We start from the raw sequence: 22,010 nt of genomic DNA, 5'->3' as shown, positions 1-22,010 counted from the left end.
CCAGAGCGGCGGGCGGGGAGTGACATCCGAACAGCACGAGACCGTAAGACCCTTGAACAGTTTGTTGATTTCGATCCCGTTGCCGGTGTGTGTCATGCCCACCCGGAAGCCGCCGACTCCGACAGGCCGTCCTAGGCCGACCGCGCGGCCCCCAGCAGCGCGTCCCAGTCGGCCAGCTTGACCACACCCCGGCCGAGCCGCGCGCCCAGTGCGGCCTCTGCGCGCTCGATCGCCTGCCACCCCGCCCACTGCACCGGCTCGACACCCGCCGCCCGCAGCGCTTCGAGCGGGTCCCCCGGCACCTCCCGGCGTACGAGCGCGGGCGCGTCCGCGAGCAGGGAGGTCGCGGTCTCCTTGGCGCACGGCCGGTTGGTGCCGATGACACCCGTGGGCCCGCGCTTGATCCAGCCGGCGACGTACTCGCCGGGGGAAACGGCGCCGTCGCGCAGTACGCGGCCCTCCGCCTGTGGCACGGTGCCGCTCGCCGCATCGAACGGCAGTCCCTCCAGCGGCACTCCGCGATAGCCGACCGAGCGCAGCACCAACTGGGCCGTCACGTCCTCGTACCGCCCCGTGCCCGTGATGCCGCCGTGCCCGTCCGGTGCCGTCCGCTCGAAGCGCACGGCGCCCACCCGGCCGCCGTCCGCGAGCAGTTCCACGGGCCGCAGGAAGAACCGCATCCTTATCCGGCGGGCCGCATGCCGGGCCGGCGCCGCCGCCCAGCCGCGCAGCGCCTCCACGTTGCGACGCTGCACAGCGGGCAGCGCGGCGGAGTCGACGTATCCGGCGTCCATCTCCAACTCGGCCGGATCCAGGATCACTTCGGTGTCCGGCAGCGCGCCCAGCTCGCGCAGCTCCTTGGTGGTGAAGCGGGCCTGTGAGGGGCCGCGCCGACCGACCATGTGGACCTCGGCGACCCCGCTCGCCGTCAGCGTGTCCAGCGCCGCCTGCGGCATGTCCGTCGGCCGCAACTCACCGGCGCCCCGCACCAGCATCCGCGTGACGTCCACGGCCACGTTGCCCACGCCGATGACCACCGCGGATCGGACCCCGCGCACGAACCCCGCGTCGGTCGCGTCCGGGTGCGCGCTGTACCAGGACACGAACTCGGTCGCCGACCAGCTGCCCGGCAACTCCTCGCCGGGGATCCCGAGGTGGCGGTCGGTGGCGGCGCCCACGCAGTACACGACCGCGTGGTACAGCGTCCGCAGCCGCGCCACGGACAGCCCGCCGGGTCCGCCCACCAGGACCCCGCCGAGGAAGCGCACCCGGTCGTGCTCCAGCACCGTGCGCAGGTTGCCCTGCAGGGACTTGATCTTCTCGTGGTCCGGGGCGACGCCGTAGCGCACCAGCCCGTAGGGGCACGGCAGCCGGTCCAGTACGTCCACGCGCACCTCGGGATCCAGCTGGACCAGAGTCTGGGCGGTGTAGCATCCGCTCGGCCCGGATCCGACGACGGCGACACGCAGCACGGCGGTACTCCTTGCCCGAAGGGGAAGGGTGTGCGGACGGCTCCAGCATGGCACCGCCGGGCGCGCAACGGCAGAGGCCGGCAGGGTGACCCGACGCGGGACCCTTTCTCATGGAATGTGATGATGCGGTTACGTTCCGTGTGTATCGAGGGGTGCCGGCTGATTGCCCAGGCGCGGGACGCCGGATTCCCGGTGCCTCGTCACGCAAGGCGCTGAAAAGGGCAGTTGAATGTGCAGGGCCGGGGGTGGGGGATCCGCTACTCGGCCCGCTCCTCGGTCGCGAAGAACCGCGACAGATCCTGCGCAGGCCGCGCCCCGGCGTCCTGGTCGCTCCCCGGCGGCACGCCCAGCTCCCAGTCGAGCCCGTACCGCTGGAACAGTTCGGCCCGCAGCGCCGGCACGGGCATCGGCACCCCTGGCACCAGTGCCGCGTACACCGCCCCCATCAGCAGGGCCCGCAGCAGCGGATAGTCGGCCGTCACGTCCTGGGAGCCGTACCGGGCGACCGTGTCGCTCAGCAGCTCCGACAGGCGCCGCTGCTCCGGGCACTGCACGAAGCCCTCGGCCTGGAGCAGCCCCGCCATGTGCTGCCGCATGAGCACCGGCCGGTCGCGGGCGAGGCCCAGGATCGCGTCGATGGCCCGGGCCAGCCGCTCCCGGCCGTCGTCGGTGCACGGCTCCCGCTCCAGCGCCTCCTCCAGCGTGCGGTGCATCAGCCGGTGCACGGCGGACTGCACCAACTGGCGCTTGCCGGGGAAGTAGTACGACACCAGTCCGCGCGCCGAGCCCGCCCGGTCCGCGATGTCAGCCAGCGTGGTGGCCTCGAAACCCTTCTCGTCGACCAGCTCGACAGCGGCCTGCAGCAGCCGCTCCCTGGAACGGCGGCGCAACTCTTCATTGACCGAGGCGCTGCGCGGGGACATCCTGTAACTCCTGCGTTGACTGGCTGCCAGCCAACTATACTCAACGCAGTGGCACCGCTGTGTGCGGAGCCTGCTCAGGGCTGCCGTCCGTCTGGGGCGACGCGGGGGATCGTCTCAGACGGACGGCGCGTGTCCGCCGAGACGCCGAGCGGGCCCGGGTCAGCCCACGAGATCCAGCACCGGAAGCAGCGCGTCGGGCCGCCGCGTCACCGGCAGATGGTCCACGAAGTGCACACGGCAGCCCAGTGCGGCGGCGCCACCATCCATCACCCTGCTGTCGCCGACCATCAGCACCTGCCGCGGATCGACGTCCAGTGCCGCGCAGGCGGCCGAGAAGAGCCGCGGGTCCGGCTTCTGCACGCCGTGTTCGTACGACAGCGCGTACGCGTCCACGTACGCGTCGAGACCGTGCTCGCGGAAGACCGGGCGCAGGTCCCAGCCGATGTTGCTGACCACGCCGACGCCGATCCCGCGCTCGCGCAGCGTGCGCAGCACCTCGGCGGTGTCCGGGTACGGCGACCAGGCGGCGGGGGACATGTGCCGCTCGTACAGCGCGTCGTGCAGGCCCGGGGCGGGCAGCGGCACACGCCGCGACACTCCGGTGAAGGCGGCCCGGTGCAGCTCGGCGCTCTCGTCCCGCACCGCCCACAGACCGGCGAGGTCCGCCGGCACCTCGACGGGTTCCGCCCCGCCCGGCAGCGCACCGGCAGCCTCCAACGCCTTGGCGGTGTCGGCGAGTTCGGGCTCGGACAACGTCAGGCCGGTCTCCTCCAGCACGGCCCGCAGCCAGGATTCGGTGGACTCGGCGCGGAACAGGGTTCCCGAGAAATCGAAGAGCACGGCAGCCATGCGCCGGACTCTACCCGCGCGATGATCGCCCGGACCCTGCCTGCGGTCCCCTTCAGGTCGAGGCAAGTGCTTCCTCCTGATGATCAGCGGTAGGCGGCAAGGAAAGCACGGACGCCGGCGGCGGCGTAGTGGTCGAGGTCGGCCTCGGTGTGCTGGAGCGAGCCGGTGAACATCGCCTTGTTCACCGGGATCCACAGCAGCAGGCCGGCGAAGTGGTCGGCGGCCAGGAGCGGATCGTCCATGCGGAGCAGCCCCTGGTCGGCCAAGTGCTTGAAGGTGGTCGCGAGGGTGTCCAGGACCCGTTCGAAACCCTGCGCGTACCAGGCGGCGCCCAGCTCGGGGAATGCTTCGGCGTTGGCGATGACCAGGCGCCGCAGCTGCAGAACCTGGGGTTGGGTGAGGGTGCCCACGAACCGGCGGGCGAGCCGGTTGAGGTTCTCGTCCAAAGAGGCGGCGTCGGCGGGGATGTCCGCCACCAGGTCGATCATGGCGTCGATCCGGTCGGTGGTGGCCAGGACGATCTCCGCGAACAGCTTCTCCTTGTCCGCGAAGTGCTTGTAGACGGTCTGCTTGGACACCGCGGCCAGCTTGGCGATGTCGTCCATGCTGGTACCGGCGTAGCCCTTCTCCATGAACACCTGGGTCGCGGCCTCCATGATCGCCCGGTGTTTGCGGGCCGATCGCCCCTGCTCGTTGGCCTCCATGCCTCCTCCAATCATCAACAGCAATCCCTAGTACTGGACAGTCTAGTTTCTGTGTGAGTACTGTACCGTCCAGTTCCAGCGGGTACCACACCGTCTAGTTCTCACTTCTTCCTGGAGCAGGAGACCTCGCATGACTCACACGCTCGGCGCCCCGGCCGTCGCCAAGCCGGCCGCGTCCCGGTCCGTCCCGCGGCTCCTGCTGGCCGGCGGCATCACCGCAGGCCCCCTCTTCCTCGGCGCGGGTCTGATCCAGGGGCTGACCCGGGACGGCTTCGATTTCACCCACAACGCGCTCAGCCAGCTCAGCCTCGGCGCCCTCGGCTGGATCCAGGTGACCGTCTTCCTGCTCACCGGTGTTCTGGCGACAGCGGGCGCAGCCGGGATGCGCCAGGTGCTGCGCGGTGCGCCCGGTGAAACCTGGGCACCGCGGCTGATCGGCGTCTTCGGCGCGTCGTTTCTCCTGGCCGGGCTCTTCGCCCCCGACCCCGGGGCCGGGTTCCCTGCGGGCGCTCCCCAGGCCCCGGCCGGGACCCTGAGCACACACGGAGCCGTCCACATGGCCGCCGCCATGACCGGTTTCCTCGCGCTGTGCGCCGCATTCCTCGTGCTGGCCCGGTACTTCGCCGCCCACGGCCGACGCGGCTGGTCCCTCGTCTCCCGGCTGGTACCCGTCGGCGTCCTCGCCGGGTTCGCCGCCTCCTCCGCCTCGGTGGCAGCCTTCACCGCCGGAGCGGGACTCGGCCTGCTCTGGCTCACCGCCTTGTCCGCCCGCCTGGCCCGCCCGATGCCCACCGCACAGCGGTAACCGCTCCCGCCTCACCACACGTACAACTCTCACCAGGACAGCAACGCACCGAGCCGACAGGAGACAGCACCCATGACCGCACCCATGAAGGGCCCCGCCAGCTACTTCCCCTCGATCGAGAAGAAGTACGGACGCCCGATTGCGGAGTGGAAGGACCTCATCCGCACCTCGCCGCTGACCAAGCACATGGAACTCGTCGCATGGCTCAAGGCCGAACACGGCCTGGGACACGGCCACGCCAATGCACTGGTGGCGCACACCCTGGCCGAAGACGCCAACCAGTAGCCGCAGGGGGTAACTCCCCAGCCCGCAAAGTGGGTTGCACGCCCATGCGCCGTGCCCGACGTCTACCCCAAGGCCCGAAGCCCCGGCACCAGCGCCACCACGACCGGGATCGCCGGTACCAGCGCGGCCACCGCCGTCAGGCGCAGGCGGTGCAGGGCCGGGAGGCGGTCCGGGGGAGTAAGGAGGCGGTGCACGCGCTGCGGGACGTGGGCGTGCGGGGTGGGGGAGGGCCCGAACACGCCCCGGTCCTCATTGAGTTCGACCAGCGCCAGCGCGGTCGTCAGTCGGCCGAAGCGCCGGGAGGCCGTGTCGTCTGCCGCCAGTTCGACCAGCCGGTGCATCTCGTCGCGGAAGGCGGCGAACACCGGCACCTGCGGGAAGCCGCCCGCCAGCGCGGCCGAGCAGTGCAGCAGCCAGTCGTGCCGGGCCCGGTCGTGGCCCTGCTCATGGGCGAGCAGGGCGTCGAGTTGACGCCCTTTCAGTCGGTGCAGGGCGGCCGTCGTGACCACGAGTCGGGGCGCCGTACCCGGCAGCCACCACGCGTCGGGACGCTCGCCCTCCAGCACCACCAGCCGCTCGCTCGTCGCCTCCTCGCCCGGCAACAGCGGGGCGCGCACGAGGAGTTCGGCCCGCCGCAGGTGCCGTCGCGCCCGGGCTCGTACGACCTCGCGCACCAGCATCGCCAGGCTCCACAGTCCGCCGCAGGCGAGCGTCACCGCGACGGCCGCCGCCCACGGTCCGGCGGTACCGAGTGCGTACGCGTCCACCACCGCGCGCGGGGCCGTAGCGAAGACATGCCCCCGCACCGCCTCCCAGGCCGCCGCCGCGCTGAGCGTCATCGACAGCGCACAGCACAGCAGTACGGCCGCCACCACGCACTGCCACACCCACAGAGCGACCACCGGCTCACGGTCCCGCCAGTTGGCCCGGGCGAGCAGGCGCGGGGCGACGACGGCGGTCACGGCGCCGAGCAGCAGCAGTGCCACGGGGACCATCATGGGCAGCACCCTATGAGCGCGGAGCCGCTCACGGGTACGGTCCCTTGCGCCGAAGTGACGCAGGCAACGTTTGCGTTTCCTCCAAGGAGGACCGGCGGTTCACATCGTCAGCAGCATCGCGACCATCCCGATCCCCATCGACAGCCGGCACGCCCGCGCCAGCTCCGGACGGTCGCCCCAGCGCACGGCCCTCGTCCCGCCGCCCGCCGTGGCGGTGGCGGGCACCAGGCGGGCGCCGGACAGCAGCACATAGCCGGTGAAGTAGAGCAGCAGCGCACCCGTCACCAGGGGCACCCCGGCGCCGATGTGCGGATGGTGGTGGGCGGCGGACGAGGCGGGGGAGGTCGCCATGACGAGGGACATGTAGACCATCGCCGCCGTCCCCACCACATGGTGCAGATGATGCGGGCCGCTGCGCGCGGCCCACAGGGCGCGCAGCGCCGCCGCTCCGAACACGGCCGCGTACAGCGGCCACGCCCAGCCCGGCGGGGTGAACACCGCGGCGGGCACGGCCATCGCGGCCATGCCGAACCCCATGAGCGCCTCGCCGCCCGCGGAGCGCCGCTGCTCCTCGACACCACTGCGCATCCGCAGCAGGCAGTACGCCCCGGTCGCCGCGCACAGCGCGACCAGCAGCCAGGCGGCCGACACCGGTCCGTGCACGCGCCCACCTCCACGCTCGACGGTCCGTCGAGGAATGCGATGCCCACGGCACGCGGGGCGTATACGAGCGCAAGGGTGTACACGGGGAGCATTCGCCGGAGCACAGCAGGTGAGGAAGGGGGTCATCGATGCGCCAGGGCGTATCTTTTACTAGTAAATCACATGCTAAATTGATGGTATGAGCAGTGCGACCCGCCACCGTCTTCCCCTCGCCGGCGTGCTCCGCCTGGGGCGGCCCTCCGACATCTGGTTCAAGCCCGCGCTGAGCGCGGTCGCCGCGGTCGCCCCGCCCAACCTGACCCTGCTGGCGCTCGGCCGCCTCGACCTCGCCATGTACACGATGGCGGGCTCCCTGTGCGCGCTCTACGGCCACAACCGGCCCTACGCCGTCCGGGCCCGGGCCCTGGCCTGGGTGGTGCTCGGCATGGTCGGCGGCCTCGCCGTCGCCCTGCTCACGGCGTCGCTCACCACCGATGCCGTCGTGCTGGTCACCGTCGGCGCCCTCATGGCGGCCGTGCAGAAGGCGGTGTGCGACGCCACCCGTATCGGTCCGCCCGGCAACGTGGTTCTCACCTTCATCACCTCCGCCTCCCTGTTCGCGCCGCAGAGCCTCGGCCAGGTCCCCGGCCATGCCGGGCTGGCGCTCGCCGCCGGTGCCTGGGCCTGGCTGGTCGGCATGGCACCCGGGCTGCTGCGCCCGCACGGCCCCGAGCGGCGCGCCACCGCCCAGGCCCTGGACGCGGCCGCCGCGTACGCCGCCACGCGCGGTACGACCGAGGGCCACGCCCGGGCCCGCGCCGCGAGTGCCGCCGCCATCCACGCGGCCTGGCAGTCCCTGCTCGCCGCGGGCACCCGCCCCGACCGCACCCGGCGCACCCTCGAACGGCTCCTGATCCGCGCCGAGGTCGCCCTGGCCGCCCCTGCCGACACCGACCCCGAACGGCTGCGCGCCTGGGCCCGAGACCTGCGCGGAGCCGGCCCGGTCTGCGGGATAGGGTTTCCCCACGACCCGACCGGCGAACTGCTCGGTGTGGACACCGAACTCGCCTTCCCACGCGGCCCGTTGCGGCATCGGCTCGCCCCGCTCGCGCCCATCGCCGTCCGCACCGCGATCGGCTGCGCCCTCGCCGGATACGCCTCCCTCGCCCTCGGCGTCGGTCGCCCCTACTGGGCGCTGGTCACCGCGGCCTCCCTCTACCAGGCCAACGTCACCCTCACCTGGAGCCGGGGCATCCAGCGCGTCGTCGGCAACCTCGTCGGCGTGCTCGTCTTCGCCGCGGTCACTCCGCTCGCCCAGCTGCACCCTGCGGCCCTGGTGCTGCTCTGCCTCGCCCTCAACTTCGGCGCCGAAGCGCTGATCAGCCGCAACTACTGGCTCGGCAGCGTGTGCGTCACGCCGATGGCCCTGCTCATCACCGAGTTCGCCCGCAGCCAGGACCCCGAACGGCTCATGACCGAGCGGATCGCGGACACCCTCGTCGGCGCCCTGGTCGGCTTCGTCGCGGCCGTGGCCGTCACCAACCGGCGCGCCGGCGACCGCATCGAGCACGCCCTGACCACGGTCGAACGCGCCCGCGAGCGCGCCACCCGCCTGCTCGCCGAGCCGCACCCGGAGCCCCGCGCCCTGAAGACCGCGGGCCGCACCCTCGCCGCCGCGCTGGTCGACCTGCGCGCCACGGCCGACGCCGCCTCCGGCGAGTGGTGGCAGCGCGCCCTGCCCACGGAGCGGGTCGTGCTCGCCGAACAGTCCGGACACCGTACGCTCGCCGCGACGGCACGACACCGGGGGCTCGCACCCCTGGACCACGACACGGGCAGGACAACGGAGGACGTACGGCCATGACGCCGACGAACGGACGACCGCCGGCCGGGGACGCAGCGGGCGGAGGACAGGCGGGGGCCGGGGGCGGCACGGTCGAGGGGAGGCCGACGACCGCGGACTCCCGGGCCGACGGGCAGCCGGGGAACGAGAGCGGGGCCGGACCCGGCCCGGCGCGGCGGGACACCGTCGCCGCGGTCGTTCGGCAGTGGCGGGCCGTGCACCCCGGGCTGGACACCGGGCCCATGGAGGTCATCGGCCGCATCAACCGCTGTGCCGCCCTCCTCCAGCAGGCCGAGGACGCCCCGTTGCGCCGCGCCGGGCTCAGCCGCCCGGAGTTCGACCTGCTCGGCGCGCTGCGCCGCACCGGTCACGAGCTGACCCCGGGGGACCTTGCCCGGGAGACCTTCTCCTCCGGGGCCGCCGTCACCAAGCGGCTCAAGCACCTGACCGAACGCGGTCTGGTCGAGCGGCGCGGCGACACCCGCGACCGCCGGGTCGCCCACCTCCGCCTCACCGACACCGGCCGCGCCCTGGTCGACGGCATCCTCCCCGAACAACTCTCGTACGAGACCGCCGTACTGTCCGTCCTCGCCCCCGAGGGCCAGGGCGACCTGGCCGCACTCCTCGCCGACCTGCTCAGCGGCCTGGAGGGGCGGATGGGTCCGGTGCGGGCGTGAGCGCAAGTGCCACGCAGTGCCGGCCTTCGACCCGTACGGCCCCCGGCCGGCACGTGCGCTTCGACGCCGGGCCGCCGCTCAGCCCTCCTCGCCTGCCTTGTACACGCCGAACGCCGCTCCCTGCGGGTCCCGCAGAACCGCGATGCGGGGGCCGTCGGGGACCGATGTGGGTGGCATGACGATGATGCCGTCCGCCTGCTGGGCGATCTGAGCCGTCGCGTCCACGTCGTCCACCGCGAAGTACGGCAGCCAGTGCGGCGGCACGTCGGGCGGGAACCGGTCGCCCATGTCGGCCATCCCGCCGAAGTCCTCCCCGTCGATGCCCCACTGCGTGTACCACTCCGAGGCGTTGACGCTCCAGCCGAACACCGTGGTGTAGAAGTCCCGGGCCCGGTCGGTGTCCCGGGTCGCCAGTTCCACCCAGCCGAGCGTGCCGGGCGAGTTGAACAGACCGGCGCCCGGGAAGGCCCGCGCCTGCCAGAGTTGGAACGCCGCGCCCGTCGGGTCGAGGGCCACCGCGAACCGGCCCACGTCGAAGACGTCCATCGGGCCGAGGATCACCGTCCCGCCGGCCTCCTCCACGCGCCGTGCCGCGTCGTCGGCGTCCGTGACCGCGAACGACACGTTCCAGGCGACCGGTTGGGACTCCTGGTACAGCGGGGTGAGTGCGGCGACCGCGGCGTCTCCCACGTGCGCCACGGTGTACCCGCCCGCCTCCTGCCGCGGATCCGTCTCCGGCCGCCAGCCGAACAGCTCCGTGTAGAACCCCTTGGCCCTCTCCAGGTCACTGGTCCCCAACTCGGTCCAGCAGGGGCCGCCGATCACCGGCTTGTCGAACTTCATGACAGCTCCTTCCGGTCGCCCCGGCCCGCCGTGTGAGAAGAGACCGAGGAGGGCTCCCTTTCGCACGCTAGCCGCGGCCACGGGCACCGGCCATCCGGAGACCGCTTCCCCTTCCCCGGCGCCGGCCGCCGAGGTGCCGACGCGGAAATCGGTTGTCCCGTCCCGGCACGAGACGGGAGGCTGCGGGGATGGAGACGGATCACACAGTGGGAGCCGGGCTTCCCGCGCTCGCCGAGGAGATCGCGGAGTACTACGAGCGGGACCGGGAGGACGGCCGGCTGCGCTCGGGCGCCGGACGCCTGGAGCTGTGGCGCACCCAGGACGTCCTGCGCCGCCTCCTGCCACCCGCTCCGGCCGGCATCCTGGATGTGGGAGGCGGCAGCGGTGTCCACGCGCAGTGGCTCGCCGCCGACGGCTACGCGGTGGAACTCGTGGACCCGGTGCCCCTGCACGTGGAACACGCGGCCCGCCTGCCCGGCGTGAGCACGCGCGTCGGCGACGCCCGTGCCCTGGCGGTGCCGGACGCATCCGTGGACGTGGCGCTGCTCCTCGGCCCCCTCTACCACCTGCCCGAGCGGGAGGACCGGGTCCGGGCACTCGCCGAGGCCCGCCGGGTGGTGCGGCCCGGAGGCCTCGTGGTGGCCGCCACGATCAACCGGTACGCGGCCCTGCACGACAACCTGAGCACGGGGCTGTACTTCGACGCCGAGCACCGGCCACAGATCGAGGCAGCGGTCGGCGACGGCCGGATGCGACCGACCGGCGGGCCGAAGTCCCTGTTCACGACGGCCTACTTCCACGACCCCGCCGACGTCCCGGCCGAGTTCGCGGACGCCGGCCTGACACCGCAGGGTCAGTACGGCCTGGAGGGCGCCGCCTGGCTGATGGGCGACGTCTCCGACTGGCTCCACGACCCCGCCCGCCGCGACCTGGTCCTGCGCGCACTGCGGCAGACCGAGTCCGAGCCGTCGCTGCTCGGCATCAGCGGCCACCTGCTCACGGCGGGCAGCAAGGCCTAGGGAGCGTCCGGATCAGGTCGCCGGCATGATCCGGAAGACACCCCTAGGTCCCCGGCCGGTACCGCAGCGGATGATCCGACGGCACCTCCACCAGCACGATCGGGGTGCCGTCCGGGTCGGCGATCCACATCTCGACCAGGCCCCACGGCTCCTTCACCGGCGGCCGTACGATCTCGACGCCCTTGCCCACCAGCTCCTCGTGCGCGCCGGTCACGTCCTCGACCTGCAGCCACAGCCGGACCGCCGGCGACGGCGGGGCCGGCGAGCGGCCGGAGACCTCCAGGAAGCCGCCGCCGAGGAAGTAGACGGTCCCGCGCTCCGGACCCGTGCCGAACTCCCGGTAGACGGCCAGGCCCAACTGCTCGCCGTAGAAGGCGCGGGAGCGCTCGGGGTCGCTGGGGCGCAGCAGGGTCCTGCTGCTCAGTACGTGCACCATGCATCCGGACTCTAGTGGCAGAGTTACCCTCATTCCTGGCTCAGCCGCGCCCGAGATCGGAGACCGCCCCCATGGACACCACCGCAACCGGACCGACGTTCCGAGACGCCACCGACGCCGATGTCGACGCGCTGGTCGCGCTGATCGAGTCGGCGTACCGGGGCGACTCCAGCCGGGCCGGGTGGACCACCGAGGCGGACATCCTGGAGGGGCAGCGGACCGACCCGGAGGGCGTGCTCGACGTCATCAAGTCGCCGGACAGCCGGCTCATGACCGTCGAGCAGGACGGCCGGCTCGTCGCCTGCTGCCAGCTCGAACACCGCGGCCGGCACGCCTACTTCGGCATGTTCGCGGTCAGCCCCGCACTGCAGGGCGCGGGCCTCGGCAAGGTCGTCATCGCCGAGGCGGAACAGCTGGCCCGGCGGACCTGGGGCGTGACCGAGATGCACATGACCGTGATCTCGGTCCGTGACGACCTGATCGCCTGGTACGAGCGCCGCGGCTACCGCCGTACGGGAGAGATGACGCCCTTCCCGTACGGCGACGAGCGCTTCGGTATCCCGCAGCGCGACGACCTGCAGTTCGAGCTGCTGGTCAAGCCGCTGGCGTGACGCCTGTCGCGGGAGATCGTGCGCCGGGTCAGGCGGTGAAGCGGCCCGTGCGCTTGATCTCCGGGTAGTCGGTCGTCGCCCCGTCCAGCTGGAGTGCGCGGACGAGCCGCAGGTGGTCCTGCGTGTTGACCACCCAGCCGATGATCTTCAGGTCGGCCGCGCGCGCGTGTTCGACGACCTCCAGGGTCAGCCGGCGGATGTTGAGACAGACGGTCCCGGCACCCACCTCGGTGGCGCGCTCCACGACGTCGGTGCCGTAGCGGCTCGCGATCAGCGCGGTGCGCACGCCCGGCACCAGCCGGGTGATCTCGGCGACCGCCTCGTCGTGGAACGAGGACACCTCCACCCGGGAGACCAGGTCCTGCCGGTGCATGACCTCGGCGAGCGCCCTGGCCGCCGCCACATCCTTGATCTCCGCCTGCAAGGGCGTCTTCACCGCGTCCAGCACCTCCTCGAAGACCGGCACCCGCTCCCCGCGGCCCGCGTCCAGGGCGCGCAGCTCCGCGAGGGTCTTCTCGGCGATCGGGCCGGTGCCGTCGGTCGTGCGGTCCACCTCCGCGTCGTGCATGACGACCAGGGCGCCGTCCTTGCTCAGATGGAGATCGAGTTCGATCAGGTCGAGGCCGGCCTGCTGCGCGGCGACGAAGGAACGGAGGGTGTTCTCGGGCTCGACACCCATGACCCCGCGGTGACCGATGGTAAGGAAGTTCAAGGTTCAACTCGCTTCCGTCGACGGCGGCTCGGCGCCCGCGAACCCGACGGGACGTCGGTGTCCGCGCGGCAAGGTCGCAGCCTAATGGCCTGCTCCCGCGATGAACCCGCACTTGCGCGGCGGATCGGGGCGCGGCGCCTGTGGCACCTGGCTCGGATGCGCCTGTGTGGTCACCCTGGGGTGGGCGAGTCCCCAACGGTATTGACCGGCTGGATCTGATCGGTCCCTCCGCGGTCGCCCATACCCCGTGATCGCGGCGAAAGTGACCGTCGTCACGGTTTCAGACAGGAAAAATGTCGGTGACCATGCGGCTCGGCAGAATAATTTCCCGAGCTGCCTCTTGCTGGGAGAAACTGGGTATGCATACGGTGTCCTTACGCGAGGTTCTCCCGTGGAGGATGGGACATGACGGAAATTCTTGTGCAGGCGGGTACCGAGGGACGGGTTCCTTCGCTGACCAGGGTCGTTGAGCACCCGGCCTGGCCCGAGCTCAAGGATGCCGTGGAGCAGATCCGGCCATGGCAGTCGAAGGACGGATCGATCGACTTCGAGGGCGAGGGCGCCCCGCAGCGAGCCGAGGCCGAGGCGGCCGTGGAGCGTGTCGTCGCCGGTGTCCAGCAGCTCTCCGCACTGGTTCCGCACGACGTCGCCTACCACGAGGCCCTCGTCAAGGACCTGCGCCGCTGGGCCGAGGGCGGCTTCCAGGTGCCGGACTTCCTCGACTCCCTGCTGGAGTTCCAGCCCGCGGCGGGCCGCGCGGACGGTCTGCAGCACCTGGTCGTCTTCCCGATGTACACGCAGAACGGCAACCTGGACCGCAACCTCGAGGCGGTCGTGCTGCGCATGGTGTGGCCGGACTGGCTGGCCGAGCTGGAGCGCACCCGCTACGACAACCCGCTCTTCTGCGGCATCACGTTCGAGGACTTCACGGCCGGGTACGACACCAACTCCGCCGTCCTCTTCCCGGAGACCGTCGCCGTGCGTGAGGCGCCGGAACGATTCACCTGGGGTGCCATCTTCTGCGACCGCGAGGCCGCCCGCTTCCGCCGGGTCACCGAGGCCGCCGTCGACACCCTCGGTGTCGAGCTGCCCGAGGACATCGCCGCGATGGTCCACGACCAGAAGCGCTGCGAAGAGGCCTTCGTGCTGTGGGACATGGTCCACGACCGCGCCCACAGCCACGGCGACCTGCCGTTCGACCCGTTCATGATCAAGCAGCGCCAGCCGTTCTGGATGTACGGCCTGGAGGAGCTGCGCTGCGACCTCACCGCCTTCAAGGAGGCCGTGAAGCTCCAGGCGGAGGGCGTCCCGCAGGCCCGTGACGTGCAGTACGCGGTGCTCTTCGACCGCATGTTCCGCTTCCCGATCACCGGCGACCGCGTGCGCAACTACGACGGCGTCGGCGGCCAGCTGCTCTTCGCCTACCTGCACAAGCACGACGTCATCCGCTGGACCGACAACAAGCTCACCATCGACTGGGAGCGCGCCCCGCAGATCACCAACCAGCTCTGCGCCGAGATCGAGAAGCTGTACCGGGACGGCATCGACCGCCCCAAGCTCGTGCACTGGTTCGCGGGCTACGAGCTGGTCTCCACCTACCTCGCCCCGCACCCCGGCTCCAAGTGGGCCAAGGGTCCTGACGCCCTGGACCTGACCCAGCCGCCGCGCAAGCTCGTCGACGACGTGCTTCCGGACGAGTTTCCGCTGAGCATGTTCTTTGAGGCCCTGTCCAAGAAGCTGAAGAATGTGATCGCCTCCACCAAGGGCATCACGGCGGACAGCGCCGAGCGGCTCGCTGCGTGAGCGGCCGCGTCCAGAACACTGTTCAAGAGGGGAAGAACGTGGGGAACAACGGGTCTCTCAGCGGTGCGGTGATCGCGGTGGCCGGTGCGGGCGGACCCGCCGGGCACGCGGCGCTGGTCCGGCTCGCCGAGGCCGGCGCGGTGGTCGTCGGTGCCGACAACAACCCCGAGCGCCTGGCGGAGGCCGTGGATGCGGCACGCTACGCGGGCGGCGGTGCCACGGTCACCGGCGAGACGGTCGACCTGCTCAACCTGCAGTCGACCCGTGAGTGGGCGGCGCGCATAGAGAAGGACCACGGCCGTATCGACGGCCTGGTCCACCTGGTCGGCGGCTGGCGCGGCAGCGCGAACTTCGCCGAGTCCGACCTGGGCGACTGGGACCTGCTGGAGAAGCTGCTCGTCCGCACCGTCCAGCACACCTCCCTGGCCTTCTTCGACGGCCTGCAGCGCAGCGACCGCGGCCGGTACGTGCTGATCAGCGCCGCCGGCGCGTCGAAGCCCACCGCGGGCAACGCCGCGTACTCCGCGGCCAAGGCCGCCGCGGAGGCCTGGACGCTCGCCATGGCCGACGGCTTCCGCAAGGCCGGGGGCGAGGAGGGTCCGCGCTCGGCGGCTGCCATCCTGGTGGTGAAGGCGCTGGTGCACGACGCGATGCGCGCCGAACGCCCCAGCGCGAAGTTCGCGGGCTTCACGGACGTCAAGGACCTGGCCGAGGCCATCGAAGGCGTCTGGAGCAAGTCCGCCGCCGAAGTGAACGGAAACCGTCTGTGGCTGACCGAGAAGCCGTGAACCCTCCCAGGACCGACGCGCGTCGCCACCACGACCCGCAGGTCCGCGGTTTCGCCAGCGACAACTACGCCGGGGCGCATCCGGAGGTGATGGCCGCCCTGGCCCTGGCCAACGGCGGCCACCAGGTGGCGTACGGCGAGGACGACTACACCGAGAACCTCCAGCGGATCATCCGCAGCCACTTCGGGGCCACCGCGGAGGCCTTCCCGGTCTTCAACGGCACCGGCGCGAACGTCGTCGCGCTCCAGGCGGTCACCGACCGCTGGGGCGCGGTGATCTGCGCCGAGAGCGCGCACATCAACGTCGACGAGGGCGGCGCCCCCGAGCGCATGGGCGGCCTGAAGCTGCTCACCGTGCCCACGCCCGACGGCAAGCTCACCCCCGAGCTGATCGACCGGCAGGCCTGGGGCTGGGAGGACGAGCACCGCGCGATGCCGCAGGTCGTCTCGATCACCCAGAGCACGGAGCTGGGTACGCTCTACACGCCCGAGGAGATCCGGGCGATCTGCGAGCACGCCCACGCGCACGGCATGAAGGTGCACCTGGACGGCTCGCGGATAGCCAACGCGGCCGCGTCCCTGAACGTGCCCATGCGGACGTTCACCAACGCGGTCGGCGTCGACATCCTCTCGCTCGGCGGGACGAAGAACGGCGCCCTGTTCGGCGAGGCGGTCGTGGTCCTCAACCAGGACTCCGTCGGCCGCATGAAGCATCTGCGCAAGATGTCCATGCAGCTCGCCTCCAAGATGCGCTTCGTGTCGGTGCAGCTGGAGGCGCTGCTCGCCAAGGACCTGTGGCTGCGCAATGCCCGGCACGCCAACGAGATGGCCCAGCGGCTGGCCGAGGGTGTCCGCGCGGTGCACGGGGTGGAGATCCTCTACCCGGTGCAGGCGAACGGTGTCTTCGCCAAGCTCCCGCACGACGTGAGCGAGCGGCTGCAGAAGCGGTTCCGGTTCTACTTCTGGGACGAGACCGCGGGCGTCGTGCGCTGGATGTGCTCCTTCGACACCACGGAGGAGGACGTCGACACGTTCGTGGCGGCGCTCAAGGAGGAGATGGCGCGCTAGCCCCCGCGTTTGCATAGGTATGCGGTCACCTGAAAAGTCATTGACTGTCGGTGATCGCATTCCTATGCTCTGCGGCCATGGAGCTGATCCAGAACACCGCCGACCTGTCCGCTTACCTGGCTGCTGACGAGGTCATCGACCATCACCATCCCGTGGTGCGGGAGACGGCCGCCCGGCTGGCCGAGGGGATCGCAGACTCGTATGCCTATGCGCGCGCCGCCTACGAGTTCGTCCGCGACACCATCCCGCACTCCGCCGACGCCGACGACCCGCGCGTGACCTGGCGTGCCTCGGACGTGCTGGAGCGGCGCACGGGCATCTGCTGCGCCAAGGCACACGCCCTGGCGGCCCTGCTGCGGGCCGAGGACATCCCCACCGCCCTGTGCTACCAGCGGCTCATGCACGACGACGGCAGCGGTCACGCCGTGCACGGCCTGGTCGCCGTACGCTTTCACGGGGCCTGGCACCGGCAGGACCCGCGAGGCAACAAGGCGGGCGTGGGCGCCCAGTTCTCCCTGGAGGGCGAGCAGTTGGCCTGGATCCCCGACCCGGCGTCCAATGAGGTGGACTACCCGGCCTTGTATGCTGAACCGCACCCGGCCGTCCTCAGTGCGTTGAAAGCGGCCCCGGACCGGTCGGCCCTGTGGAAGACGCTCCCCAGCACTCTCTGAGGCGAGGCAGATGACGCTCACTCTCACCGTGTCCGGCGAGGTCCGCGCGCTCGCGCCCGGCTTCACCCATGTCGTGATCGAGGCGTACGACCTGGTCAACGGGCCCAGCACCGAAGCGAGTTCGGCGCTGCTGGACGAGGCGGCCGGCCGGCTGGCCGCCCGCCTGGACGGACGAGCGCCGCACGAGGACCCGCACATGGTCGCCTGGCGGGAGACGTACACCGCCTTCGGCTCCAAGCCGTCGCGCACCCGCAACTCGGCCGAGGCACTGGCCAAGCGGGCTCTCGCCGATGGAGGCCTGCCCCGGATCAACCTGCTCGTGGACCTCTACAACGCCATCAGCGTCGCCCACCTTGTCCCCGTCGGCGGCGAGGACATCGACCGCATCCAGGGCGAGATGCGGCTCGTGCGCGCCACCGGCGAGGAGGACTTCGTGACGGTCGCGGGCGGCGAGGAGGCCGTCGAACACCCCGACACGGGCGAGGTCGTGTGGCGCGACGAGGCCGGTGTGACCTGCCGTCGCTGGAACTGGCGCCAGGGCCCGCGCACCCGGCTCACCGAGGAGACGGTCTCCGGCCTGTTCCTGCTGGAGACCCTCGCCCCGATGCCGGTCCCGGAGGCGGAGGCGGCGGCCGCCGAACTCGCCGAGCTGCTGGAGAAGTTCAGCCCCGGCGCCCGTATCGAGGTACACGCTCCGGTGTCGGCCGGCGCTCCCGCCTGACCGACGCTTCGTCGCACTCGCTGATCTCCCGGCCCTGAGTGACGGGGGATCGGCCGCGTCAGTGCGCCTCGGCCGCCCGCAGCTGCTCGGCCGTGGGCGCCGTACCACCGAGGTGGGCCGGGAGCCACCAGGAGTCCTCCGCGCCCTTCGGGCGTGCGGGGTAGGCGCGCTGGGCGGCCTCCAGCAGTTCCTGGACGCCCTCGCGCAGGCGGCGGGTGATGGCGCCCGCGTACTGGTCGCGCGGGGCCTCGACCGCCTCGCCGACCCGGATGGTGATCGGGGTGTGGCTGCGCTTGAAGTTGCGCGGGTGCCCCTTGGTCCACAGCCGCTGCGTGCCCCACACCGCCATCGGGACGAGCGGGACGCCCGCCTCCTGGGCGAGGCGGGCCGCACCCGACTTGAAGCTCTTCAGGGTGAAGGACTGTGAGATCGTGGCCTCCGGGAACACCCCGATGACCTCGCCGGAGCGCAGCGAGTCCAGCGCGTGCGCGAAGGCGGCCTCACCCTGCTTGCGGTCCACCGGGATGTGCTTCATCCCGCGCATCAGCGGCCCGGACACCTTGTGCCGGAAGACGGACTCCTTCGCCATGAAGCGCACCAGACGCTTCTGCGGCAGGGCCGCCAGGCCGTTGAAGATGAAGTCCAGGTAGCTGATGTGATTACTCACCAGGACGGCACCGCCCGAGCGCGGGATGTTCTCCGACCCCTGGCAGTCGATCTTCAGGTCCCAGGCCTTGAACAGCGTCTTGGCGAGACCGACGACGGGACGGTAGACCAGCTCTGCCATGGGCGGGGTGGGCCCTTTCTGCTCTGCTCGGGAAAGGGGGGCTCCCGGCGGGAAAGTTACGCAGCCGTAGGTTTACGGCGTCTCGCAGATCGTGCCCGAAGAACGGACCGGTAGCCAGTCCTGGTGCCTCGCGGCGGCGAGATCCTCGTCACGTCGGCCTAGTAATCCGCAAGGCAGACTCCATCGGGAGGCGGGAATCTTTGCAGTCTTGTGAATGCTGGTGCGGACGACTGCAGGCGACGGAGAGGGAGAGTGCGGGTGCGCGGGCGAGACGGCGGCAGGCGGCTCGGAGCGGCCGAGCTGGGCGGTGAACTGGGGGAGCGGGCCACGCTCGTGCAGTTCTCGAGTGCCTTCTGCGCACCCTGCCGGGCCACCCGGCGCCTCCTCGGCGACGTCGCCGCAATGGTCCCCGGCGTCACCCACGTCGAGATCGACGCCGAGGCCCACCTGGACCTCGTACGCGAGCTGGAGATCCTCAAAACGCCCACCGTGCTGGTCCTCGACGCGGACGGCCGGGTGGTGCGACGCGCCACCGGACAGCCCCGCAAGGCCGACGTGATCGCGGCCCTGGGGGAGGCGGTGTGAGGCCCTCGCGCGCACGGTGAGGCATCTCCCAGATCCCGGAACGAACTTGACTGTGCACGCCACCTATCGTCAGCCTGACCCTATGCCGACCGAACTCCTTCTCCTCGGGCGGGGACACCTTCACGAAGGCGCCCTGGTCCGCACGTCGAGCGCGCGCTGTCCGCGCTGTTGAACAGCACCGGCCCCGCTCGTCACCCCTCGCAGAAGGACAACTCCATGACGGCCTCGCCCGAACTCGGCACCTTCCAGCTCGCCTCGCCCGACCTGCTGCGCTCCACCTTCCGTCGGCACGCCGCCGGTGTCGCCGTGATCACCGCGCGCGGTGCCTCGGGCCCGGTCGGGTTCACCGCCACCTCTCTCACCTCCGTGTCCGCCGACCCGCCGCTCGTCTCCTTCGGTATCGGCACGGGCGCCTCCAGCTGGCCCGCCGTCGCCGAGACCGAGCACGTCGGAATCCACATACTCGGCGAGCACCAGAGCGACCTGGCCGCCACCTTCGCCCGCAGCGGCGCCGACCGCTTCGGCGCGCCCACGGTCTGGCGGGAGGGCCCGAACGGCGTACCGGTCCTGGATGACGTGCTGGCCTGGCTCGTCTGCCGGATCGTCGGCCGCGTACCGGCCGGTGAGCACCGCATCGTGCTCGCCGAGGTGGTCCTCGGCGACTCCACGGGCGCGGGGCGTCCCCTTCTCTACCACCAGGGCCGCTTCAACCGCCTGCGGGATTGATCACGCCTCTCCCGCCCTGCGAAGCCGTCGAGTTCCGGTTACGCTGCGTTGCGAAGGTCACAGTTCAAAGCGCTTGCTTAGCGGGCATGAACTGGGTGTACTGACGAGTAATATTTCGGTCGGAGCGCGCGGACGCCCCGACCGGGATCGGCCGCTTGAGGCGCCTATGCTGCCTGCAAGAGGCAGCCCGGAAATGACGATGCAGTAGGAGAGCCGGCGTGAGCTTGAGGATCGTTGTCACTGTGAAGTACGTGCCCGACGCCACTGGCGACCGGCACTTCGCCGATGACCTGACCGTCGACCGCGACGACGTGGACGGTCTGCTCTCCGAGCTGGACGAGTACGCGGTCGAGCAGGCGCTGCAGATCTCCGAGAACTCGGACGACGACGTCGAGGTCACCGTTCTGACGGTCGGCCCGGAGGACGCCAAGGACGCGCTGCGCAAGGCGCTGTCCATGGGCGCCGACAAGGCCGTCCACGTCGAGGACGACGACCTGCACGGCACCGACGCCATCGGCACCTCGCTGGTGCTGGCCAAGGCGATCGAGAAGGCCGGCTACGACCTGGTGATCTCCGGCATGGCCTCCACCGACGGCACCGCCGGTATCGTCCCGGCCCTGGTGGCCGAGCGTCTGGGTGTCCCGCAGGTCACCCTGCTCTCCGAGGTCTCGGTCGAGGACGGCACGGTCAAGGGCCGCCGCGACGGCGACGCCGCGAGCGAGCAGCTGGAGGCCTCCCTGCCGGCCGTCGTCTCCGTCACGGACCAGTCGGGCGAGGCGCGTTACCCGTCCTTCAAGGGCATCATGGCCGCCAAGAAGAAGCCGGTTCAGTCCTGGGACCTGTCCGACCTGGACATCGACGCCGAGGAGGTCGGCCTCGACGGCGCCTGGACCAAGGTCGAGACCGCGGCCGAGCGTCCGGCCCGCACGGCCGGCACGATCGTCAAGGACGAGGGCGAGGGCGGCAAGCAGCTCGCTGAGTTCCTCGCGAGCCAGAAGTTCATCTAAGGCTCGACAGCCTGACCGCCCCTCAGACTTCGTAATCCGCAAGGAGATCCGTTCCCATGGCTGAAGTTCTCGTCTACGTCGACCACGTGGACGGTGCCGTCCGCAAGCCCACCCTGGAGCTGCTGACCCTGGCCCGCCGCATCGGCGAGCCCGTCGCCGTCGCGCTGGGCAACGGCGCCGCCGACACCGCCGCCGCGCTCGCCGAGCACGGCGCGACCCGCGTCCTGACGCACGAGGCGTCCGAGTACGCCGACTACCTGGTCGTGCCGAAGGTGGAGGCCCTGCAGGCCGCCTACGAGGCCGTCTCCCCGGCCGCCGTGCTGGTCCCGTCCTCCGCGGAGGGCAAGGAGATCGCCGCCCGTCTGGCGCTGCGCATCGGCTCCGGCATCATCACCGACGCCGTCGACCTGGAGGCCGGCGACGAGGGCCCGGTGGCCACCCAGTCGGTGTTCGCCGCGTCCTTCACCACCAAGTCCCGCGTCATCAAGGGCACCCCGGTCATCACGGTCAAGCCCAACAGCGCCGCCGTGGAGGCCGCCCCGGCCGCCGGCGCCGTCGAGGCCCTGGCCGTGTCCTTCTCCGACAAGGCCACCGGCACCAAGGTCACCGGCCGCACCGCCCGTGAGTCGACGGGCCGTCCGGAGCTGACCGAGGCCGCGATCGTGGTCTCCGGTGGCCGTGGCGTCAACGGTGCCGAGAACTTCTCGATCATCGAGGCGCTCGCCGACCAGCTCGGTGCGGCCGTCGGCGCCTCGCGCGCCGCGGTGGACGCCGGCTGGTACCCGCACACCAACCAGGTCGGCCAGACCGGTAAGTCGGTCTCGCCGCAGCTGTACATCGCCAACGGCATCTCCGGCGCGATCCAGCACCGTGCCGGTATGCAGACCTCGAAGACGATCGTGGCGGTCAACAAGGACCCCGAGGCCCCGATCTTCGACCTGGTCGACTACGGCGTCGTCGGCGACCTCTTCGACGTCGTCCCGCAGCTCACCGAGGAGATCAAGACCCGCAAGGGCTGATCGCCGCCAGGCTGTAC

Annotated in this window: 25 protein-coding genes; 15 read left to right on the top strand and 10 right to left on the bottom strand. The window is 71.4% G+C overall.

Annotated elements, in window-relative coordinates:
• Positions 1-131 precede the first annotated feature (131 nt).
• The 4 genes from ACFY3C_RS38435 to ACFY3C_RS38420 form a co-directional block, all read right to left on the bottom strand.
• Complete coding sequence (locus ACFY3C_RS38435; protein ID WP_390774134.1) at positions 132-1,472, bottom strand: FAD-dependent oxidoreductase; 1,341 nt, start codon at positions 1,470-1,472, stop codon at positions 132-134.
• A 257-nt stretch (positions 1,473-1,729) separates the two neighbouring features.
• Positions 1,730-2,395: a TetR/AcrR family transcriptional regulator gene (locus ACFY3C_RS38430; RefSeq protein ID WP_390774133.1), complete on the bottom strand. Its 666-nt coding sequence runs from the start codon at positions 2,393-2,395 to the stop codon at positions 1,730-1,732.
• 159 nt (positions 2,396-2,554) lie between these two features.
• Positions 2,555-3,244, bottom strand: a complete 690-nt coding sequence (locus ACFY3C_RS38425) for an HAD family hydrolase (protein ID WP_390774132.1) — start codon at positions 3,242-3,244, stop codon at positions 2,555-2,557.
• Positions 3,245-3,327: 83 nt separating this feature from the next.
• A complete protein-coding gene (locus ACFY3C_RS38420) occupies positions 3,328-3,948 on the bottom strand; it encodes a TetR/AcrR family transcriptional regulator (protein ID WP_390774131.1) in 621 nt (206 codons plus the stop codon).
• Positions 3,949-4,078: 130 nt separating this feature from the next.
• On the opposite strand from ACFY3C_RS38420, the gene ACFY3C_RS38415 reads away from it, so the two are divergent.
• Both ACFY3C_RS38415 and ACFY3C_RS38410 read left to right on the top strand, forming a co-directional pair.
• Positions 4,079-4,753, top strand: coding sequence for a DUF998 domain-containing protein (locus ACFY3C_RS38415; RefSeq protein ID WP_390774130.1), 675 nt, complete (start codon positions 4,079-4,081; stop codon positions 4,751-4,753).
• A gap of 72 nt (positions 4,754-4,825) precedes the next feature.
• Entirely contained in the window at positions 4,826-5,038 is a 213-nt protein-coding gene (locus ACFY3C_RS38410) for a DUF4287 domain-containing protein (RefSeq protein WP_390774129.1), read from the top strand.
• Positions 5,039-5,100: 62 nt separating this feature from the next.
• Here the strand turns inward: ACFY3C_RS38410 and ACFY3C_RS38405 are convergent, their stop codons facing one another.
• A complete protein-coding gene (locus ACFY3C_RS38405) occupies positions 5,101-6,036 on the bottom strand; it encodes a M56 family metallopeptidase (RefSeq protein ID WP_390774128.1) in 936 nt (311 codons plus the stop codon).
• A gap of 99 nt (positions 6,037-6,135) precedes the next feature.
• Positions 6,136-6,699, bottom strand: coding sequence for a DUF5134 domain-containing protein (locus ACFY3C_RS38400; RefSeq protein ID WP_390774127.1), 564 nt, complete (start codon positions 6,697-6,699; stop codon positions 6,136-6,138).
• Positions 6,700-6,877: 178 nt separating this feature from the next.
• Here ACFY3C_RS38400 and ACFY3C_RS38395 point away from each other — a divergent pair, with 178 nt between their 5' ends.
• Positions 6,878-8,542 (top strand): FUSC family protein, encoded by a 1,665-nt coding sequence (locus ACFY3C_RS38395; RefSeq protein ID WP_390774126.1) that lies wholly within the window; start codon positions 6,878-6,880, stop codon positions 8,540-8,542.
• Entirely contained in the window at positions 8,539-9,198 is a 660-nt protein-coding gene (locus tag ACFY3C_RS38390) for a MarR family winged helix-turn-helix transcriptional regulator (protein ID WP_390774125.1), read from the top strand. Before ACFY3C_RS38395 ends, ACFY3C_RS38390 begins: the two co-directional genes overlap by 4 nt.
• Positions 9,199-9,276: 78 nt before the next feature.
• Here the strand turns inward: ACFY3C_RS38390 and ACFY3C_RS38385 are convergent, their stop codons facing one another.
• Complete coding sequence (locus ACFY3C_RS38385) at positions 9,277-10,041, bottom strand: VOC family protein (RefSeq protein WP_390774124.1); 765 nt, start codon at positions 10,039-10,041, stop codon at positions 9,277-9,279.
• A gap of 188 nt (positions 10,042-10,229) precedes the next feature.
• On the opposite strand from ACFY3C_RS38385, the gene ACFY3C_RS38380 reads away from it, so the two are divergent.
• Positions 10,230-11,060, top strand: coding sequence for a class I SAM-dependent methyltransferase (locus ACFY3C_RS38380; protein WP_390774123.1), 831 nt, complete (start codon positions 10,230-10,232; stop codon positions 11,058-11,060).
• A gap of 43 nt (positions 11,061-11,103) precedes the next feature.
• Here the strand turns inward: ACFY3C_RS38380 and ACFY3C_RS38375 are convergent, their stop codons facing one another.
• Positions 11,104-11,496: a VOC family protein gene (locus ACFY3C_RS38375; protein WP_386575101.1), complete on the bottom strand. Its 393-nt coding sequence runs from the start codon at positions 11,494-11,496 to the stop codon at positions 11,104-11,106.
• Between the two features lie 71 nt (positions 11,497-11,567).
• On the opposite strand from ACFY3C_RS38375, the gene ACFY3C_RS38370 reads away from it, so the two are divergent.
• A complete protein-coding gene (locus ACFY3C_RS38370) occupies positions 11,568-12,107 on the top strand; it encodes a GNAT family N-acetyltransferase (RefSeq protein WP_386575102.1) in 540 nt (179 codons plus the stop codon).
• Positions 12,108-12,135: 28 nt separating this feature from the next.
• Here the strand turns inward: ACFY3C_RS38370 and ACFY3C_RS38365 are convergent, their stop codons facing one another.
• Positions 12,136-12,819, bottom strand: coding sequence for a glycerophosphodiester phosphodiesterase (locus ACFY3C_RS38365; RefSeq protein ID WP_390774122.1), 684 nt, complete (start codon positions 12,817-12,819; stop codon positions 12,136-12,138).
• A 405-nt stretch (positions 12,820-13,224) separates the two neighbouring features.
• Between ACFY3C_RS38365 and ACFY3C_RS38360 the strand changes: the two genes are divergently transcribed.
• From ACFY3C_RS38360 to ACFY3C_RS38340, 5 genes are all read left to right on the top strand, one after another.
• A complete protein-coding gene (locus ACFY3C_RS38360) occupies positions 13,225-14,622 on the top strand; it encodes a DUF6421 family protein (protein ID WP_390774121.1) in 1,398 nt (465 codons plus the stop codon).
• Entirely contained in the window at positions 14,619-15,410 is a 792-nt protein-coding gene (locus tag ACFY3C_RS38355; RefSeq protein WP_390774120.1) for an SDR family NAD(P)-dependent oxidoreductase, read from the top strand. Before ACFY3C_RS38360 ends, ACFY3C_RS38355 begins: the two co-directional genes overlap by 4 nt.
• A complete protein-coding gene (locus tag ACFY3C_RS38350) occupies positions 15,407-16,477 on the top strand; it encodes a threonine aldolase family protein (RefSeq protein WP_390774119.1) in 1,071 nt (356 codons plus the stop codon). The genes ACFY3C_RS38355 and ACFY3C_RS38350 overlap by 4 nt, the downstream gene beginning before the upstream one ends.
• A gap of 77 nt (positions 16,478-16,554) precedes the next feature.
• Positions 16,555-17,148, top strand: coding sequence for a transglutaminase domain-containing protein (locus ACFY3C_RS38345; RefSeq protein ID WP_390774118.1), 594 nt, complete (start codon positions 16,555-16,557; stop codon positions 17,146-17,148).
• A 10-nt stretch (positions 17,149-17,158) separates the two neighbouring features.
• On the top strand, positions 17,159-17,869 hold the full coding sequence (locus ACFY3C_RS38340; RefSeq protein ID WP_390774117.1) for a B3/4 domain-containing protein: 711 nt from the start codon (positions 17,159-17,161) through the stop codon (positions 17,867-17,869).
• Positions 17,870-17,927: 58 nt separating this feature from the next.
• On the opposite strand, the gene ACFY3C_RS38335 is transcribed toward ACFY3C_RS38340, so the two are convergent.
• Positions 17,928-18,656 (bottom strand): lysophospholipid acyltransferase family protein, encoded by a 729-nt coding sequence (locus ACFY3C_RS38335; protein WP_386575110.1) that lies wholly within the window; start codon positions 18,654-18,656, stop codon positions 17,928-17,930.
• A gap of 210 nt (positions 18,657-18,866) precedes the next feature.
• Here ACFY3C_RS38335 and ACFY3C_RS38330 point away from each other — a divergent pair, with 210 nt between their 5' ends.
• The 4 genes from ACFY3C_RS38330 (at position 18,867) to ACFY3C_RS38315 (ending at position 21,993) form a co-directional block, all read left to right on the top strand.
• Positions 18,867-19,241, top strand: coding sequence for a thioredoxin family protein (locus tag ACFY3C_RS38330; RefSeq protein WP_390774116.1), 375 nt, complete (start codon positions 18,867-18,869; stop codon positions 19,239-19,241).
• Positions 19,242-19,457: 216 nt separating this feature from the next.
• Positions 19,458-19,967, top strand: coding sequence for a flavin reductase family protein (locus ACFY3C_RS38325; RefSeq protein ID WP_390774115.1), 510 nt, complete (start codon positions 19,458-19,460; stop codon positions 19,965-19,967).
• A gap of 218 nt (positions 19,968-20,185) precedes the next feature.
• Complete coding sequence (locus tag ACFY3C_RS38320; protein ID WP_386575115.1) at positions 20,186-20,974, top strand: electron transfer flavoprotein subunit beta/FixA family protein; 789 nt, start codon at positions 20,186-20,188, stop codon at positions 20,972-20,974.
• A 56-nt stretch (positions 20,975-21,030) separates the two neighbouring features.
• Positions 21,031-21,993: an electron transfer flavoprotein subunit alpha/FixB family protein gene (locus ACFY3C_RS38315; protein WP_386575116.1), complete on the top strand. Its 963-nt coding sequence runs from the start codon at positions 21,031-21,033 to the stop codon at positions 21,991-21,993.
• Positions 21,994-22,010 lie beyond the last annotated feature (17 nt).

This window comes from Streptomyces sp. NPDC001410, from assembly GCF_042895235.1.
Taxonomy (GTDB): domain Bacteria; phylum Actinomycetota; class Actinomycetes; order Streptomycetales; family Streptomycetaceae; genus Streptomyces.
The sequence above is the reverse complement of the archived record's forward strand: the minus strand, read 5'-3'. Positions and strand labels throughout refer to the sequence as shown.